The 17,121-nt window shown below is 39.2% G+C and carries 12 protein-coding genes; 9 read left to right on the plus strand and 3 right to left on the minus strand.

Annotated features, from left to right (window positions below; translation table 11 throughout):
* Positions 1–74: 74 nt before the first annotated feature.
* Complete coding sequence (locus tag MKL32_RS02635; RefSeq protein ID WP_004963301.1) at positions 75–2,306, minus strand: NADP-dependent isocitrate dehydrogenase; 2,232 nt, start codon at positions 2,304–2,306, stop codon at positions 75–77.
* A gap of 422 nt (positions 2,307–2,728) precedes the next feature.
* Positions 2,729–4,432, minus strand: a complete 1,704-nt coding sequence (locus tag MKL32_RS02640; RefSeq protein WP_270900134.1) for a M61 family metallopeptidase — start codon at positions 4,430–4,432, stop codon at positions 2,729–2,731.
* Between the two features lie 170 nt (positions 4,433–4,602).
* Here MKL32_RS02640 and MKL32_RS02645 point away from each other — a divergent pair, with 170 nt between their 5' ends.
* From MKL32_RS02645 to MKL32_RS02685, 9 genes are all read left to right on the plus strand, one after another.
* Positions 4,603–5,922 carry a D-alanyl-D-alanine carboxypeptidase PBP6B gene (locus tag MKL32_RS02645; protein WP_005402254.1) on the plus strand — a complete coding sequence of 440 codons (1,320 nt, stop codon included), beginning with the start codon at positions 4,603–4,605 and terminating at the stop codon, positions 5,920–5,922.
* Between the two features lie 93 nt (positions 5,923–6,015).
* A complete protein-coding gene (locus MKL32_RS02650) occupies positions 6,016–7,302 on the plus strand; it encodes an NAD(P)/FAD-dependent oxidoreductase (RefSeq protein ID WP_004912601.1) in 1,287 nt (428 codons plus the stop codon).
* 122 nt (positions 7,303–7,424) lie between these two features.
* Entirely contained in the window at positions 7,425–7,907 is a 483-nt protein-coding gene (locus MKL32_RS02655; protein ID WP_005402252.1) for an FKBP-type peptidyl-prolyl cis-trans isomerase, read from the plus strand.
* Between the two features lie 112 nt (positions 7,908–8,019).
* On the plus strand, positions 8,020–9,462 hold the full coding sequence (locus MKL32_RS02660) for a cryptochrome/photolyase family protein (protein WP_270900135.1): 1,443 nt from the start codon (positions 8,020–8,022) through the stop codon (positions 9,460–9,462).
* A gap of 275 nt (positions 9,463–9,737) precedes the next feature.
* Positions 9,738–10,439, plus strand: coding sequence for a VIT1/CCC1 transporter family protein (locus tag MKL32_RS02665; RefSeq protein WP_151769390.1), 702 nt, complete (start codon positions 9,738–9,740; stop codon positions 10,437–10,439).
* Positions 10,440–10,642: 203 nt separating this feature from the next.
* Positions 10,643–11,074 (plus strand): DUF2946 domain-containing protein, encoded by a 432-nt coding sequence (locus tag MKL32_RS02670; protein ID WP_004956199.1) that lies wholly within the window; start codon positions 10,643–10,645, stop codon positions 11,072–11,074.
* Positions 11,075–11,220: 146 nt separating this feature from the next.
* Positions 11,221–12,654 carry a cytochrome ubiquinol oxidase subunit I gene (locus MKL32_RS02675; RefSeq protein WP_005402248.1) on the plus strand — a complete coding sequence of 478 codons (1,434 nt, stop codon included), beginning with the start codon at positions 11,221–11,223 and terminating at the stop codon, positions 12,652–12,654.
* Between the two features lie 2 nt (positions 12,655–12,656).
* A complete protein-coding gene (cydB, locus tag MKL32_RS02680; RefSeq protein WP_005402247.1) occupies positions 12,657–13,658 on the plus strand; it encodes a cytochrome d ubiquinol oxidase subunit II in 1,002 nt (333 codons plus the stop codon).
* Positions 13,659–13,937: 279 nt separating this feature from the next.
* Positions 13,938–14,981: an NAD(P)H-dependent flavin oxidoreductase gene (locus MKL32_RS02685; protein ID WP_005402246.1), complete on the plus strand. Its 1,044-nt coding sequence runs from the start codon at positions 13,938–13,940 to the stop codon at positions 14,979–14,981.
* A 56-nt stretch (positions 14,982–15,037) separates the two neighbouring features.
* Here MKL32_RS02685 and ppk1 read toward each other — a convergent pair whose 3' ends face one another.
* Positions 15,038–17,116 carry a polyphosphate kinase 1 gene (gene ppk1, locus MKL32_RS02690; RefSeq protein WP_004912640.1) on the minus strand — a complete coding sequence of 693 codons (2,079 nt, stop codon included), beginning with the start codon at positions 17,114–17,116 and terminating at the stop codon, positions 15,038–15,040.
* Positions 17,117–17,121 lie beyond the last annotated feature (5 nt).

The raw sequence follows: 17,121 nt of genomic DNA on the forward strand, positions 1-17,121 counted from the left end.
ATCAAATAAAAAACCGATGCTTTCGCATCGGTATTTTTACATTACCAACAGGTTTGTTAGTTCTGCATTAAAACTTAAATCGTTTCAAGCGTAGCATTAAAAGTTGAACTTGGACGCATTACTGCATTTACTTTTACTGGATCCACAGCGTAGTAACCACCAATATCAGCTGCTTTACCCTGTACTTCACTCAATTCAGCAAGAATTTTTTGCTCATTTTCAACTAAAGCTTTTGCAAGAGGAGCAAACTTCGCTTTTAACTCAGCATCTTCGTCTTGAGCAGCAAGTGCTTCAGCCCAATACATTGCTAAATAGAAATGACTACCACGGTTATCTAGCTCACCAGTACGACGTGATGGAGACTTATCGTTATCGAGCAGTTTTCCCGTAGCTTGATCAAGTGTTTTCGCTAGCAATTTAGCACGTGCATTATCTTCTTTAAGACCTAGCTCTTCTAAAGATACTGCAAGCGCAAGGAATTCACCTAGCGAATCCCAACGTAAGTGGTTTTCTTCAACTAACTGTTGAACATGCTTCGGCGCTGAACCACCTGCACCTGTTTCATACATGCCACCGCCCGCCATTAACGGAACGATAGATAACATTTTCGCTGAAGTACCCAACTCCATGATTGGGAACAAGTCAGTTAAATAGTCACGTAAAATGTTACCAGTTACAGAAATAGTATCTAAACCACGAGCTACACGTTCAAGCGTATAACGCATTGCACGTACTTGTGACATGATCTGAATGTCTAAACCTTCAGTGTCATGCTCTTTTAAGTACTTCTCAACTTTCTTGATCAACTCATTTTCGTGTGGACGATATGGGTCAAGCCAGAAAATTGCAGGCATACCAGAGTTACGCGCACGACTTACTGCAAGTTTTACCCAATCGCGAATCGGTGCATCTTTCACCTGACACATACGCCAGATATCGCCTTCTTCTACATTTTGAGACATCAGTACTTCACCTGTGTCTAAATCTGTAATGTTCGCAATACCAGCTTCAGGAATTTCAAATGTTTTATCGTGTGAACCGTATTCTTCTGCTTTTTGAGCCATCAAACCAACGTTAGGTACAGTACCCATCGTTTTCGGATCAAAATTACCATTCCACTTACAGAAATTGATCATTTCTTGGTAGATACGTGCGAAGGTCGATTCTGGCATTACCGCTTTACAATCGTAAGGTTTACCATCTGCACCCCACATTTTACCGCCACCACGAATCATTGCAGGCATTGAAGCATCTACAATTACATCGTTTGGTGAATGGAAGTTGTCGATGCCTTTTGCTGAGTCAACCATTGCTAATGCAGGGCGATGTTCTTGGCAAGCATGTAAATCTTCAATGATTTCTTCACGAAGTGAGGTTGGTAAAGTAGCGATCTTTTCATAAAGACCAGCCATACCGTTATTGACGTTAATACCTAACTGATCAAATAACTTACCGTGTTTCTCAAATGCTTCTTTGTAGTAAATTTTCACACAGTGACCAAAAACGATCGGGTGTGAAACTTTCATCATTGTGGCTTTTACGTGTAACGAGAATAAAATACCTGCTTCACGGCAATCATCGAGTTGCTTCTCATAGAAGTCACACAATGCTTTTTTGCTCATGAACATTGAATCAATTACTTCGCCATCTTGAAGTGCTACTTTCGGTTTCAGAACAATCGTTTCACCACGCTTAGTAATCAATTCCATCTTCACGTTACGTGCACGATCAAGCGTCATTGATTTTTCACCATGATAGAAGTCACCTTCTTCCATGTGTGATACGTGGGTTTGAGACCACTGTTTCCATTCAGTCATCGAATGTGGATGCTTCTTCGCATAGTTTTTAACAGCAGCAGGCGCACGACGATCTGAGTTACCTTCACGCAATACAGGGTTTACAGCAGAACCAAGACATTTACCGTAACGAGTCTTGATTTCTTTCTCTTCATCCGTAGTAGGGTTTTCTGGATAATCAGGAATTGCATATCCTTTGGACTGTAACTCTTTGATACATGCTGTCAATTGAGCAACAGACGCACTGATATTCGGCAGTTTGATGATATTCGTATCTGGATCTTGAGTAAGGCGACCAAGCTCTGCAAGGTTGTTAGCCACCTTCTGCTCATCACTTAAGTAGTCCGAAAATTCTGCAAGCACACGCGCTGCAACAGAAATGTCACTCTTGACAATTTCTATGCCAGCTGGCTTAGTAAAGGTCTCAATGATCGGCAGTAGCGAGTAGGTCGCCAATAACGGCGCCTCATCAGTCAGTGTATAAATGATTTTTGACTTTCCACCAGCCATATATAGCCCCTTGTGTTAAATTGAGTTTTTAGAAGCGAGCTTTTGGCCCAGCCTCTGCGAACCGGTTTGCTTGATTTAGGCCTGAGAGTATCAGTCTTGATCGCATCTCAGTCAACGCAATATCCTGTGATAACGACATTTCGCTACGAAATAGTAGTTGTGAGCTTAGGCATTTAGCCCTGCGAACCGGTTAGCTTAAATAAAACATGAGATTATCAGGATTCACACTAAGCCAGTCAATGTCATATCCTGTGATAACGACATTTCTTTAAGAAATACTACAAAACATATACTCTTCGTTATTTTAGAATTTGAAATGAATTTACAAATTATTATTTATTTCAATAATTTAATAGAAACAAAAACAAACACCGCTCAAGACTGTCATCTTGAGCGGTGTTTCTTTGAAAGCTTGGATAAGACTAAAGTTTTAGCCATGCATCCAGTTTGTTTTGATCTTCAATATTGAGTTCAACAGTCGCTAAGGTGTTTTCCCCTGCTATGAGTTCAAATTGCAATAACTCATCTCTACGAAATGCGTATGCATTATATGTCCCTGGCTGTTTAGCATACTTAGATAGTAGTTTTTCGGAAGCTTTTAAGCCATCGATTGCAATGATCACATCATTTGCAGATAAGCCTGCTTTTGCTGCAGAACTTTCTCGACGAACATTTTGAATAACAACACCTTCAGCTTTGTCAGTAGCTTTTAAGCCGAATGGTAATGCTTTGTCATTTTTAAGCGTATAGCTCAAACCAAACTCAGGTAAAAGTTGATCTAGTGGTAATTCATCAGTGGTATTGATCAAATGATTAATCTGTTCAATCCAATTATCGCCAGTCAATTCATTACATAACTCAAAAATCGTGCGATCATTAACTTGTATGCCATTTTGAGTGTTTTCATACAAACGACGCATAAGTGCATCAAGATTTGAACCACGTAAACGTAAACCCAAATCTAAACACAATGCGACTAGACTACCTTTGTTGTAGTAACTCGTTCCTGCATTATTTGAGTTTTCATCCTGACGATAGAATTTAATCCATGCATCAAAACTTGACTCAGAAACAGATTGAATAAAACGTCCAGGATTCTGTAGATAACGGTCAATTTGAGCTTTTAATAAATCAAGATAAGACTTTTGTGAAATGACGCCACTACGCAACAAAATTAAATCATCGTAATACGAAGTAAATCCTTCAAAGATCCACAACAAACTGGTGTATGACTCTTTGTGTAGATCGTAATTTGCGAAATTCTCTGGACGAATAAATTTAACTAACCATGAATGGAAATACTCATGGCTACACAAACCCAAAAAGCGCTGATAGTCTTTTGATGGTTCTTCTGGTTCATTTGCTTTAGGCAAATCATCACGAGGTGTAATTAAGCTTGTGCTATTACAGTGCTCTAAACCACCATAACTATTGCCTGTTGCCATCGTCATAAAGGTATAGTTTTTAAAAGGTGCTGAACCAAACATATCTATTTCAGTACGGCATATTTTTTCAATATCTGCCTGAAGACGATTTAAATTAGTCGCGTGTTTGCCTGAAATCACAAACTCATGTGGGATACCATTTGCATCAAAGCTAAAACGGCTTTGCTCGGCTAACTCAAATGGACTATCGATTAGCTGATCGTAACTCTCTGCTTTTAAAGTAAAACGCCCCTTAACAAGACTCTTTGAAACTAGTCCTGTTGCCAGTTGGAAATGCTTTAATTCGCTTGGTAGAAATAGTTCTACTTCACATGGCGCATGTTCCTGATCTTGGAGACCTAGACAAACACACGCTGGGTTTACGTATAGTCGTGTTTGATCAACATAAGCACCACGTACGGATAAATCATATGCGTAGACATCATATTCAACAGTAATAAGCTCATGATCGGTATTAAACAAACGCCAGCGATTTTTCTCTGTTTTTTTAATTTTTAATAAGCGCCCAGCTTCGTCAGAAGCTTTTACCGATTCGATATGCTTAGAAAACTCACGAATCAAATAACTACCAGGAATCCAAGTCGGTAACCATAATTCTTGATTAGGGTTAGCCAGAAAACGAAGGGTGACGTGAATCAGATGTTGGCGATAATCGTCGAACTCAATTTGATAGTGCAACATAATTTAAGATCATAAAAATAAGAACGGTTTCACACAGCTTAGCATTTTTTTACAAAGTCATGCGTAGATGTCGTAATTGTCAGCAAAAGTGGCTGGATTCTCCACTAAAAAAGTCATAGGATGCTTTTTTCGCATTCCATGCCCATGGATCGGCTGCTCAAGGTGTACTCGTGAAATTCATCCTCTCCCTCTTTACGTTCTTTAGTCTATTGTGTGTAAATCTTGCACATGCAAACTTACTCAAAATAGCGCCTGAAACGGTCGAAGCACAAGCATGGTCTATTGTCGATGCGCAGTCTGGACAAATTATTGCCGAGCACAATAGCCACGTTCAACGCGCCCCTGCTTCACTCACTAAGATGATGGTTGCTTATATCGCATTAAAAGAAATTGAGGCAGGAAAATTACGTAAAGAAGATATCCTAACGGCTACACCTGTTGTAAATACGGTCATGTGGGATGAATCCCAAATGTATTTAAAAACGGGCGAAAAAATTTCAGTTGACCAACTACTGGCAGGACTCATTGTCATGTCTGCAAATGATGCAGCTGTTACACTAGCCGAGAAAATCTCAGGTAGCGTCCCTCAATTTGTTGCTCGTATGAATCAAGAAGCACAAGCTCTTGGGATGAAAGATACACATTTTAGTAATCCTGCTGGAATTACAATGCCTGATCACTATTCGACAGCAGCAGATTTAGGTTTATTAGCCAAAGCCATCGTTCAAGATACGCCTGAATATTTATATTATTCAAAAATGCCTAGCTTCAGTTATAACCAAAGAGTCCATCATGCAACCAACCTCGCACTCAAAATGGATCCGACTGCAGATGGTCTCAAAACAGGTTATACCAAAGCTGCTGGTTATAATTTGGCACTAACAGCAGAGCGTCCAACATTCAATCCTGATGTCGAGAAACGCCGTTTAATCGTCATAGTTTTAGGGACACCTAGCGCTGTAAAACGTGCTGAAGTCGCACACAAATTAATGAATCTCGCATTTACTTATACACGGGATGAAGTTGTAATCCCTAAGCACCGATTAATTGCAGAACTTCCTGTAATTCGTTCAACGCTAAAAATGTTCAGAGTAGAAACACAACAACCTACTATTGTGACAACTTCTCTTTATGACCGACCGATGCCTATTGATCTGAATACATTTAATCTTTTAACTCAGCGCATCCACCTAGTTGACGCAAATCAATTGGTCACTACAGTTGAACCGCTCCAAAGTACCAATACACATATCAATATTGAATTGAATGAACAGCATTTGACAGCGCCGCTGATGCAAGTCATGAACTTAGCGACAGTTTCGGTTTATCAGAATAATCAATTGATCCGAAGTCTCCAGATTGAAAATGATGTACAAATTGAAGAAGCTAATATTTTTCAAAAAATTATGATCTGGTTTTCTAATTTATTTTCATTTTTTTCAACAAATGACACTCAGAGTGCCAAACTCTACCCATTAAATCAAGGGTAGAAACTCGACTATTTTTCTCAAGATTAACCATAGAATCCAGTGAAAAGGATGGCATAATCGGACCATCCTTTCACAAGAATAATTAGGTTGATCATGAGCAAAACCTTACATCATATCGTGATTGTGGGTGGTGGCGCAGGTGGTTTAGAACTTGCAACACAGTTAGGTGAACGTTTTGGCAGACGAAAGAAAGCTAAAATTACCCTAGTTGACCAAAACCTCACCCATATTTGGAAACCTCTACTACACGAAATTGCCGCTGGCTCGCTTAACCCCCACGAAGAACAAACCAATTATTTTGCACATGCAGAAAAACATCACTTTGAGTTTGTACTCGGTAGCCTTGTCGCAGTTGATAAAGATCAAAAACAAATCACGCTTTCCCCTCCTCAACTTTCTAAAGAACACACCCCTGTCATTCAAGATCTCAATTATGACACCTTAGTTCTCGCCGTGGGATCTGTGTCGAATGACTTTGGAACTGAAGGTGTACGTGAATATTGTCACTTCTTGGATAGCCGACAACAAGCAGATGTATTCCAACAAGATTTATTCCACCTTTATATCGAAGCTCAAAATCAGTCAACTGAACGTGCTTTAAATATCGGTATTGTTGGTGCTGGCGCTACAGGTGTTGAACTTGCTGCCGAATTGATTGAAACAACTAAAAACTTTTATCGTTACGGCTTGAAAAAAATCGACCCTAAACAAGTCAAGATCACTTTAATCGAAGCCTCAGATCGCATCTTACCCGCATTGAATGAGAAGACGGCTGCACACAGCGCCAAGCAACTCAAGAAAATGGGTATTGATGTTTTGACTGAACATAAAGTTCAAAAAGTAGATGAGTCAAACGTTTATTTTAGTAATGGTGAAGTTTTACATTCAGACATTACCGTTTGGGCTGCTGGGGTTAAAGCACCTAAAATCTTAGAAACACTTCATGACTTTAAGCGTGACAAGATTAATCGTTTGATGGTTTATGCAACACTACAAACGCAGACTGATCCAAATGTATTCGCTTTTGGTGATTGTGCAAACTGTCAGCTAGATGCTCGTCAACCACCACTCGGACCTCGTGCTCAAGTCGCTAGTCAACAAGCAACTTTTTTAGTTGACGCTATGGCAGCGCGTATTGCAAGCACACCACAACCGATGTTCAGCTTTAATGACAAAGGTTCATTGGTTTCCTTAAGTCGTAATCAGGCTGTGGGTGAACTACTCGGCGATGTTAGCGTACAAGGGTTTATTGCAAAAACCATGTACGTTTCCCTTTATCGACTACATCAAGCCAACATTCACGGCTACACACAAGCAGGCATGCTGACGATGAAAGATTTTCTAACTCGTCGTGTACGTCCAAAAATTAAGCTTTATTGAGTTGAAATCTTAAATTTCGTTCCCATTTATAACGAAATAGTTTCAAAAAGTGGAAAATAGTCAACAAAATCTATTTTTCACTTTATGATATACATCTAAATTGATTGAATGGATCAAACAACATGACTGCTATTGCAAATAACCACGTGGTTTCATTCCACTACACTTTAACAAACGCTGAGGGTGAAACACTTGATCAATCTCAAGGTGAACCACTTGCATATTTGCACGGCGCAGGCAACATCATCCCTGGTCTAGAAAATGCTCTTACAGGTAAAACTGTTGGTGAAAAATTCACTGTAAACGTACCTGCTGCTGAAGGCTACGGTGAATATAACCCTGATCTAGTTCAAGAAGTTCCAGCTCAAATGTTCCAAGGCGTGGATAACATCCAAGCGGGCATGCAGTTCCAAGCTCAAACTGATGATGGCGTTCAAATCGTAACTGTTAAAGCTGTTGAAGGTGACAACATTATCGTTGATGCGAACTTCCCATTAGCTGGTCAAGATCTTACTTTCGAAGTTGAAATCGTTGAAATTCGTGATGCGACTCAAGAAGAGTTAGATCACGGTCACGTACACGGTGTAGGTGGTCACCACCACTAATTCCTCTGTGAATTAGAACATCTCAAAAAGCAAAGCCTCGGCTTTGCTTTTTCTTCACATAAGCACTTATAAAATATAAATAATAATTTTTAAAGAAATTTATAGAATTGCTATGTCAAATACTTATCAATTAATCTGGTTCCGCCAAGAACTCCGCGTCCGTGATCAGGCTGCTTTATGGCATGCCCGTCAGAATGGTCCATGTATAGCGATTTGTATTCTGTCACCTGAACAATGGCAACGTCATGACGATGCGGATATTAAAATTGATTTTTATTTGCGCCAACTTTTAGAGCTAAAAACAGAACTTTCCAAACTACAGATCCCTTTACTCATATTTACTGTACCTCTTTGGGATGACATTGCGGAGTTTTTTGTTGATCTCGCAGAAAAATTACCATTTGAAAATGTATATGCCAATATTGAATTTGGCTTCAATGAACTCAAACGCGATAATGAAGTACAACAAAGTTTAAATCGTCAAAAAAAACAACTGATACTGTTTCAAGATCGAACGCTGTTTCCAGTTGCAAGTATTCGAACTCAATCGAATCTACCCTATCAAGTTTTTGGTGCTTTCAAAAAAAGTTGCTATCAGCGCTTAGAACTCGGTTTACCTCAGTGTTATCCAATCCCAGAAACCCAAGCAACCTTAGAGTTTGATTTTTGTCAACTACACCAAACAGATTTACAGAACATCCAAAATCACTATGCTGACAAAATTAAAGACAAAAATGCGAGTGAATGGCGAGTGGGTGAAAAACATGCGAGAAACCTACTGAATCAGTTTGTTGAAAAACGAATTATTCAATATAACGCTTTACGGGACTACCCTTCGGTTAAAGGAACTAGTCAACTTTCTGCTTATTTAAATATTGGAATTATTTCAATTCGTCAGTGCATTCAAGCAGCATTTAGACATCAACAAGGTGATTTTGTTATCCAGTCCGAAGGACAACAAACGTGGTTAAATGAATTATTATGGCGTGAATTTTATCAACATATATTATTCGATTTTCCACAAGTTTCTAAGCACTTGCCTTTTAAAGCTGCAACACAGAATGTTCAATGGCGTGATGATAGCGAAGGTTTTGAAAAATGGAAACGAGGACAAACAGGTATTCCAATTGTTGATGCGGGTATGCGTCAACTTCTTTCTACAGGTTGGATGCACAACCGAGTTCGCATGATTTGTGCCATGTTCCTAACTAAAAATCTATTAATTGATTGGCGTAAAGGTGAACAATGGTTCATGCAAAACCTGATTGATGGCGATCTAGCTGCAAATAATGGCGGTTGGCAATGGTGTGCATCGACAGGAACTGATGCTGCTCCCTATTTCAGAATTTTTAATCCAATTAGCCAATCCCAAAAGTTTGATGAAAATGGCGTGTATATTCGACGTTGGGTCCCAGAACTGACTCAACTAGACGCTAAACGGATTCATGAGCCTTATGCCCAAAATACCGCATTGAAATTAGATTATCCCCATCCAATTGTTGACTTAAAAACCAGTAGAGAACGTGCAATTCAAGCTTTCCAAGCATTATCATAAACCAGCACAATAGCCTTCTTACACTAAAGTTAAATAATGTGTGTATGAAGGTTTATTTTCAAATAATTATGGTTCACAACGAAAACTTCAAAGAAGAATCAAAGCATTAAAATGTCAAATTATTCACATATTATAACCAAGAGAACATCACGGTATCGTTAAAATAAGTTATTTTATAAGTATGATAAGTTGATGAATCATTGAAAAATTTAGCAATAATCACAGATAAATGACTTTAATATTTTGAACAATATTGATTAATTAAGAGTAAGCGTATGTCACATTCACATCATTCAGAACTTCATGTTATGCAACGTTCAGGGTGGCTCCGTGCCGCAGTTCTTGGGGCGAATGATGGAATCATCTCCGTCACGAGTTTAGTTATGGGGGTAGCTGCAAGCGGTGTTAGTTCTCATACTTTATTGATTACCTGTATCGCAGGATTAATCTCAGGTGCTACATCTATGGCTGCAGGAGAATATATTTCGGTTAAGTCACAAGAAGATATAGAAACATCTGATCTTCGAAGAGAAGCTAAAGAACTTGAGAAAAACCCTCATGCTGAATTAAAAGAACTGACTGAAATCTATATCTCACGGGGTTTAAATCCTGAACTTGCACATGAGGTTGCAACTCAATTAACTGCACATGATGCACTTGGCGCACATGCTCGCGATGAAATTGGAATTCACGAAAATACAGCAGCAAATCCCATTCAAGCAGCATTATCTTCCGCCGCATCATTTTCATGTGGTGCAGCACTCCCCATGCTCGCTATTTTATTAAGTTCAAATGAATGGGTATCAAAAACTGTTTTAATTACGGGTGTTCTGTCTTTGGCAGTTCTAGGTGCTTTATCTAGTTATTTTGCACGCACATCGATGCTTAAAGGAATCCTAAGAATAGTGATTTGGGGCGTGATCGCAATGGCATTTTCAAGTTGGGTAGGCTCATTATTTAATGTGCAGCCCTTGTAAGATAACCATTTTATTTTGACCAATCAATCAAACTACAAATTAATAATATATCCCAAGCATCATTAAGATTTTTTTCAAAATTAGGTGTATGATGACATATAACAGAAAGCCTAGTTTGATGGTCTGAATTAACCAAAAGCTAACTTTCTGGTTTGAAATGTCCAATGTAGAGAAGTGTCTTGATACATCGACTTGGGATATTGTTGGCTTTTGCAACAATTGCATTACAGATCGCTGTTTTTTTACAGCCTTTATTGCCAGAGGAATATCAAATTTCCCCTGCATGTGAGACTGTTTTGCTTCTGTCTACCCAAATAAAACAAAAATTACATCTACATTCGGAACAAGTTTTACATACTGATCACCACAGTTTGCATCTAGATCAGCCTCAAGCAGATTCTCATTCTGATCAGCACCATCACGATCTTAATCACCAATGTCCTTTTTGTTTCTTTTATGGACACTTAGTTGCACCCCCCACACTTGGGATTAAAGAAGTATTCGTGCGTGTACAAGTCCGATACTTGCATTTGTATCAAGTATTTATTGGTTTCTTCTTTTCACTACAACGTCTATTTCTCATCCCTCAAGGTCGAGCCCCGCCCTCTACGTTCTCAATGTATTCATTTATTTAATCAATTATTGAGAATGTGAGTTTATCTATGCTTAATCATTTTTCTTTTGCTGATCTTCAGCAAGAGCGTGTTACACACACCCTTAAAAAAGCACTCTTTCACTCTGTTAATCAAAATATTTTGATCAGCGAAATGGAGGATTCATCATGGATTTAGGCTTAACAGCATTAGAACTGGCACGAATCCAGTTCGCTTTTACGGTTTCCTTTCATATTATTTTTCCTGCAACCTCGATTGGTCTCGCTTGTTTTCTTGCTGTACTAGAGTGGAAATGGCTTAGAAGTCACAATCCGATTTATCAAGATTTATATAAATATTGGTTAAAAATTTTCGCTGTCACGTTTGGTATGGGTGTCGTTTCTGGGGTAGTCATGAGCTATCAGTTTGGCACTAACTGGAGTGAATTTTCTCGGATTGCGGGCAGTGTAACTGGCCCACTGTTAACCTATGAGGTGCTTTCTGCCTTTTTCCTAGAGGCAGGCTTTCTCGGCGTCATGCTATTTGGCTGGGGGCGTGTCAGTGAAAAGGCACACTTTTTTGCTACATTTATGGTTGCTGTAGGTACATGTATTTCAATGTTTTGGATCTTATCTTCAAATAGTTGGATGCAAACACCTCAAGGTTTCGCAATAGAAAATGGCATTATTGTGCCGACTGATTGGTTTGCCATCGTATTCAATCCTTCCTTCCCTTACCGATTTGCACATATGGCTGTTGCAGCCTTTTTAGTTTCAGCTTTGGTTGTTGCGGCCACTGCTGCTTGGCATCTATTACGTGGTCGTCGGGATGCTTTAGTTAAAAAATCATTTTCTATGGCTATGTGGATGATTCTATTTGCTGCACCTGCACAAGTTTTGATTGGAGATCATCACGGTTTAAATACTTTAAAGCATCAACCAGCGAAATTAGCTGCAATGGAAGGACATTGGGAAACCAATGTAGATAAAGCGATGCCTCTGTATTTATTTGGTATCCCTGATATGCAAGCTGAAACGACCAAATATGCAGTTGGGATTCCTTATCTAGGTAGCCTCATTTTAACTCACAGTCTAGATGGTCAAGTTAAAGGTCTTAAAGAGTTTGCACCAGAAGATCGTCCAAATTCGACTTTGGTATTTTGGAGTTTCCGTATCATGGTGGGTCTCGGCACACTCATGGTTCTACTCGCTTTGATTGGTCTTTTACTTCGCAAGAAGCAACAGTTATTCGAGAAAAAGTGGTTCCATAAATTTGCATTAATCATGGGACCTACAGGCTATATCGCATTGTTAGCAGGATGGTTTACGACCGAGCTAGGTCGCCAACCATGGGTTGTTTATGGTGTGTTACGAACTAAAGATGCGCTGTCTAGCGTATCAGCTGATCAAGTCGGTATTACCCTGATTATTTTTGTCATTGTTTATACTGTTGTATTTGGTACAGGCATCTATTACATCTTCAAACTCATGCACAAAGGACCACAATTTATTCATACACCGATAGAGGAACAAGGTGGTGTTGGTCATTTTAAAACACCAATGCGCCCACTCAGTGCTGTAGATGAACGTCTTGAATCCAATGATCATGAGAAAGGAGAATAAACATGGATATTTCACTGATCTGGGCAATGATTATTGCATTAGGTGTTTTGATATATGTTGTTCTAGATGGTTTTGATCTTGGGATCGGTATTTTGTTCCCCTTTATTCAGGATCAACAAGAACGTGATGTCATGATGAATACGGTTGCGCCTGTTTGGGATGGCAATGAAACATGGATGGTATTAGGAGGAGCAGGTCTTTTTGCTGCCTTCCCAATCGTTTATGCCACTGTGCTTTCTGCCTTATATATGCCGATTACGCTCATGGTGATTGCCCTTATTTTTAGAGGTGTCGCTTTTGAGTTTAGATTTAAAGCCAATCGGACCAAAGCACTCTGGGACTTTGCATTCATCGGCGGCTCCACGATTGCTAGTTTTCTCCAAGGAATGATTTTAGGTGCATATATTCAGGGCTTAAAAACTGAAAATGGAATCTACGTTGGTGGTAGTTTTGACTGGTTTACCCCATTTTCTATGTTTACAGGCATAGGTGTGGTGGTGATGTATGCTGCATTAGGTTGTGGTTGGTTAATTTTGAAAACTGATGATGGTCTACAAGCGAAAATGTATGAGCTGATGCCAAAATTAATTATTGCTTTATTCATTATTTTTGCTGCTGTCAGTTTATATACACCTTATAGCCAACCAGCAATTGCAGCAAAATGGTTTACTGTGCCACAACTTATTTATTTTAGCCCTGTTCCAATCTTGGTGATTATTTTTACCGTATTAACTTGGCGGGCTTGCCTAAACCGAAATGAACATAAGCCTTTTCTCTACACACTAGTGCTGATGTTCCTCGCCTACTCAGGCTTTGTGATTACTTTATGGCCCAACATCATTCCTCCATCAGTTACCATTTGGGAAGCTGCTGCGCCACGAAATAGTCAAATGTTTGCATTAATTGGTGCTGTCGTGATGATTCCGATCATTTTGGCATACACCTTTTGGGGTTACTGGATTTTTAGAGATAAAGTTCGTGTTGGTGACCAAGGCTATCATTAAGGTTAAATCAAATGAAATCATCACAAGTAAAATGGTTTATTGGACTTTGGTTTGTTGGCTTTTTAGGTCTAGCTTTGATCGCAGGCATATTTAAGGCTTTGCTCATGCTGGCTTATTCTTAATCCAATGTTTTGATGTTTGGCTACACAGTTAGCCAAGCATCTTTATATCTATTTAAATAACATAAGTTTTGATCATTCTTTAAAGAAATAGCCATTATTATTTGCCATTTTTTAAGCATTTAAGCTATGTTGAATAAAAATGATGTAGGTAAAGAATATGACTATTTTAGAATTATTAGAAATTAAACATCCCATTTTTATTTCACCAATGGCAGGTGTTTCCACACCTGAACTTGCAGCGGAGGTGTCTAACCAAGGCGCTCTTGGTGCACTTGGGTTAGGTGCAAACACACCTGAAGCAGCTAAAGAACAGATCATTAAAACACAATCATTAACTGATAAACCTTTTCAGGTGAACTTCTTTTGTCATCAATCTGAACAGCTTGATCAAGATGTAGCACAACAATGGATCAACTACCTACGCCCTCATTTTGAAAAATTTGATGCACAACCACCCCAACAACTGAATTGTATATATCCTAGCTTTTTAGACAGCGATGATTATTTGGATATTGTTTTACAAACCCAACCCAAGGCTGTCAGTTTCCATTTCGGCATTCCCAAAGCTCATCAAATTTCTGCACTAAAACAAGCAGGAATTATCACCATGGTTTCTGCAACAAATTTAATTGAAGCCCAAGCCATTGAAGCTGCTGGTATAGATTTGATCATCGCTCAAGGTATAGAAGCTGGAGGACATCGCGGTATTTTTAATCAAGAATTTGATGCAGCTATTAAAACTTTTGATTTGGTGAGCTTAATTTCAAAAAATTGCAAAATACCTGTGATTGCTGCTGGTGGTATTATGAATGGCGATCAAGCTAAACAGATGATGAAAGCGGGAGCTGTAGCTGTTCAACTTGGAACAGCATTTGTTCAATGTAAAAGTTCAAGTGCAAATACGGCTTATCGAAAAGCATTGTTTAGTCAAAAAATCACCCAGATCAGTGCGAGTTTATCTGGTCGCCCTGCACGTGGCTTATTGGGCACATGGCATACAGAAATTGACTCACCACAGCGACCAAAAGTTCCAGCCTACCCATACACTTATGATCTAACCAAACAACTGATGGCTATTGCCAACAAACAACAAGAATTTGGCTACAATGCATTTTGGGCAGGTAGTAATGTTGCACAAATTCGTGAACTTGAAGCAGCTGATCTCATTAACCAATTGGTTTTAGAAATGAAATCATATTAAGCACTGATCAAGGCAGAATTAAAAAACCGATCTATTGAAGATCGGTTTTTTAGTGCTTATTTAATCAAGTCTAACAAGGTGTGTTGAGCATTATGTAGCTCCTCACCTTCCGCAGGTTTAGCGCGCTCCCAAACACCATCACCTTGCAATAACCATGCTTGCTGGTTATCTTTCAGATAGTTAAGCAGACCTTGTTGATAAATACGTTTTTTCAATGCAGGGTCTTCAATTGGGAAACAAGCTTCAACACGGTTGAATAAATTACGATCCATCCAGTCTGCACTCGAACAATAAATACGTGGATTTCCATTATTGCTAAAGTAATAAACACGGGTATGTTCTAAGAAACGCCCAACGATCGAACGGACACGAATATTTTCTGACAGGTTCGGTAAACCTGGACGTAAACAGCAAATTGAACGAATAATTAAATCAATCTGAACACCCGCTTGAGATGCCTCATACAATTTATTGATCAATTGAACTTCAGTTAAAGCATTTACTTTGACAATGATTTGAGCTGGCTTACCTGCTTTTGCATTAGCAATTTCATCATCAATATAGTTAATCAATTGAGCATGTAAAGTAAATGGCGCATGCAAAAGCTTCTTCGGCTTCGCCATTTTGCCCATGCCAGTTAACTCTTGGAATATGCGATGTACGTCTTCACATAAATCTTTGTCTGTCGTCATCAAACCATAGTCCGTATAGATACGGGCATTGGTTGCATGATAATTACCTGTACCCAAATGAACATAACGGACTAGTTTATTATTCTCACGACGCACAACTAAGATCATTTTGGCATGTGTTTTGTAGCCTACGATGCCGTATACAACGACCGCACCCGCTTCTTGCAAAACGTTTGCAACCTCGATGTTTGACTCCTCATCAAAACGAGCACGCAATTCAATTACTGCTGTGACTTCTTTACCATTCCGCGCAGCTTCAGCAAGTACCTGAACAATTTCAGAATCAGCACCACTTCGATATAAAGTCTGCTTAATTGCAAGCACTTGTGGATCACGTGCTGCTTCACGTAATAATTGAATTACAGGTGCAAAAGATTCGAATGGATGATGCAGCAAAATATCTTGCTTTTGCATCGCAGAAAACACACTTTCGGATTTCTTGAATGCTTTTGGAATAATTGGTGTGTGGGAATCATATCGTAAATGCGGACGTTTAAAATTAGACAACAAACGCGCCAAATTTACAGGCCCATCTACACGATAAAGTTGTTCTTCATTTAGATCAAATTCATCTAACAAATATTCATAGATGTGTTTTGGACAATTATGAGTTACTTCTAAACGTACAGCACGACCAAAACGACGAGAACTTAACTCACCTTTTAAGGCTTTCGCTAAGTCTTCAACATCTTCGTTAAGAGCTAAATCGGCATTACGTGTTACACGAAACTGATAACAACCCGTCGCTGTCATACCAGGGAATAAATCAGATACATGCTCATGAATAATCGCAGATAGCATGACATGATGTTCTTTTCCACCTGTCAGTTCATCAGGTAAACGAACCACACGCGGTAATGAGCGCGGTGCAGGGACTACAGCTAGATCAATTTGACGACCAAAAGCATCTTTACCTTCTAAGGTCACGATAAAGTTTAGACTTTTATTCACTAAACGAGGAAATGGATGCGCTGGATCAAGACTAATTGGCGTTAACACAGGAGCGACTTGCTCTTGAAAATACTTTTTAATCCATGCTGACTGTGCAGGTGTCAACTCACCACGGCGTAGGAAACAAATGTCTTCTTCACGCAACTTAGGCAAGATTTGCTCGTTTAGAATTCGATATTGTCGTTCAATTGCAGCATGAGCAGTCACAGAGATTTGATCTAAAACTTGCTTTGGAGTTAAGCCATCTGGTGTGCGACTTTCATTGCCCAGAGTTAACTGCTCCATCATGCCTGCAACACGAATTTCAAAAAACTCATCTAAATTGCGGGAAAAGATCAGTAAGAAATTCATACGTTCCAATAACGGATGAAGTGGGTCGACAGCCTGTTCCAAGACACGTAAATGGAAATCGAGGATGGATAATTCGCGATTAATATAACGATCGTTGTAACTATATTCTATTGGCGTTGTTGTCGTCACTGCCGTATTCATACTGA

The organism is Acinetobacter sp. AOR34_HL, from assembly GCF_027854795.1.
In the GTDB taxonomy this organism is placed as follows: Bacteria; Pseudomonadota; Gammaproteobacteria; order Pseudomonadales; family Moraxellaceae; genus Acinetobacter; species Acinetobacter junii.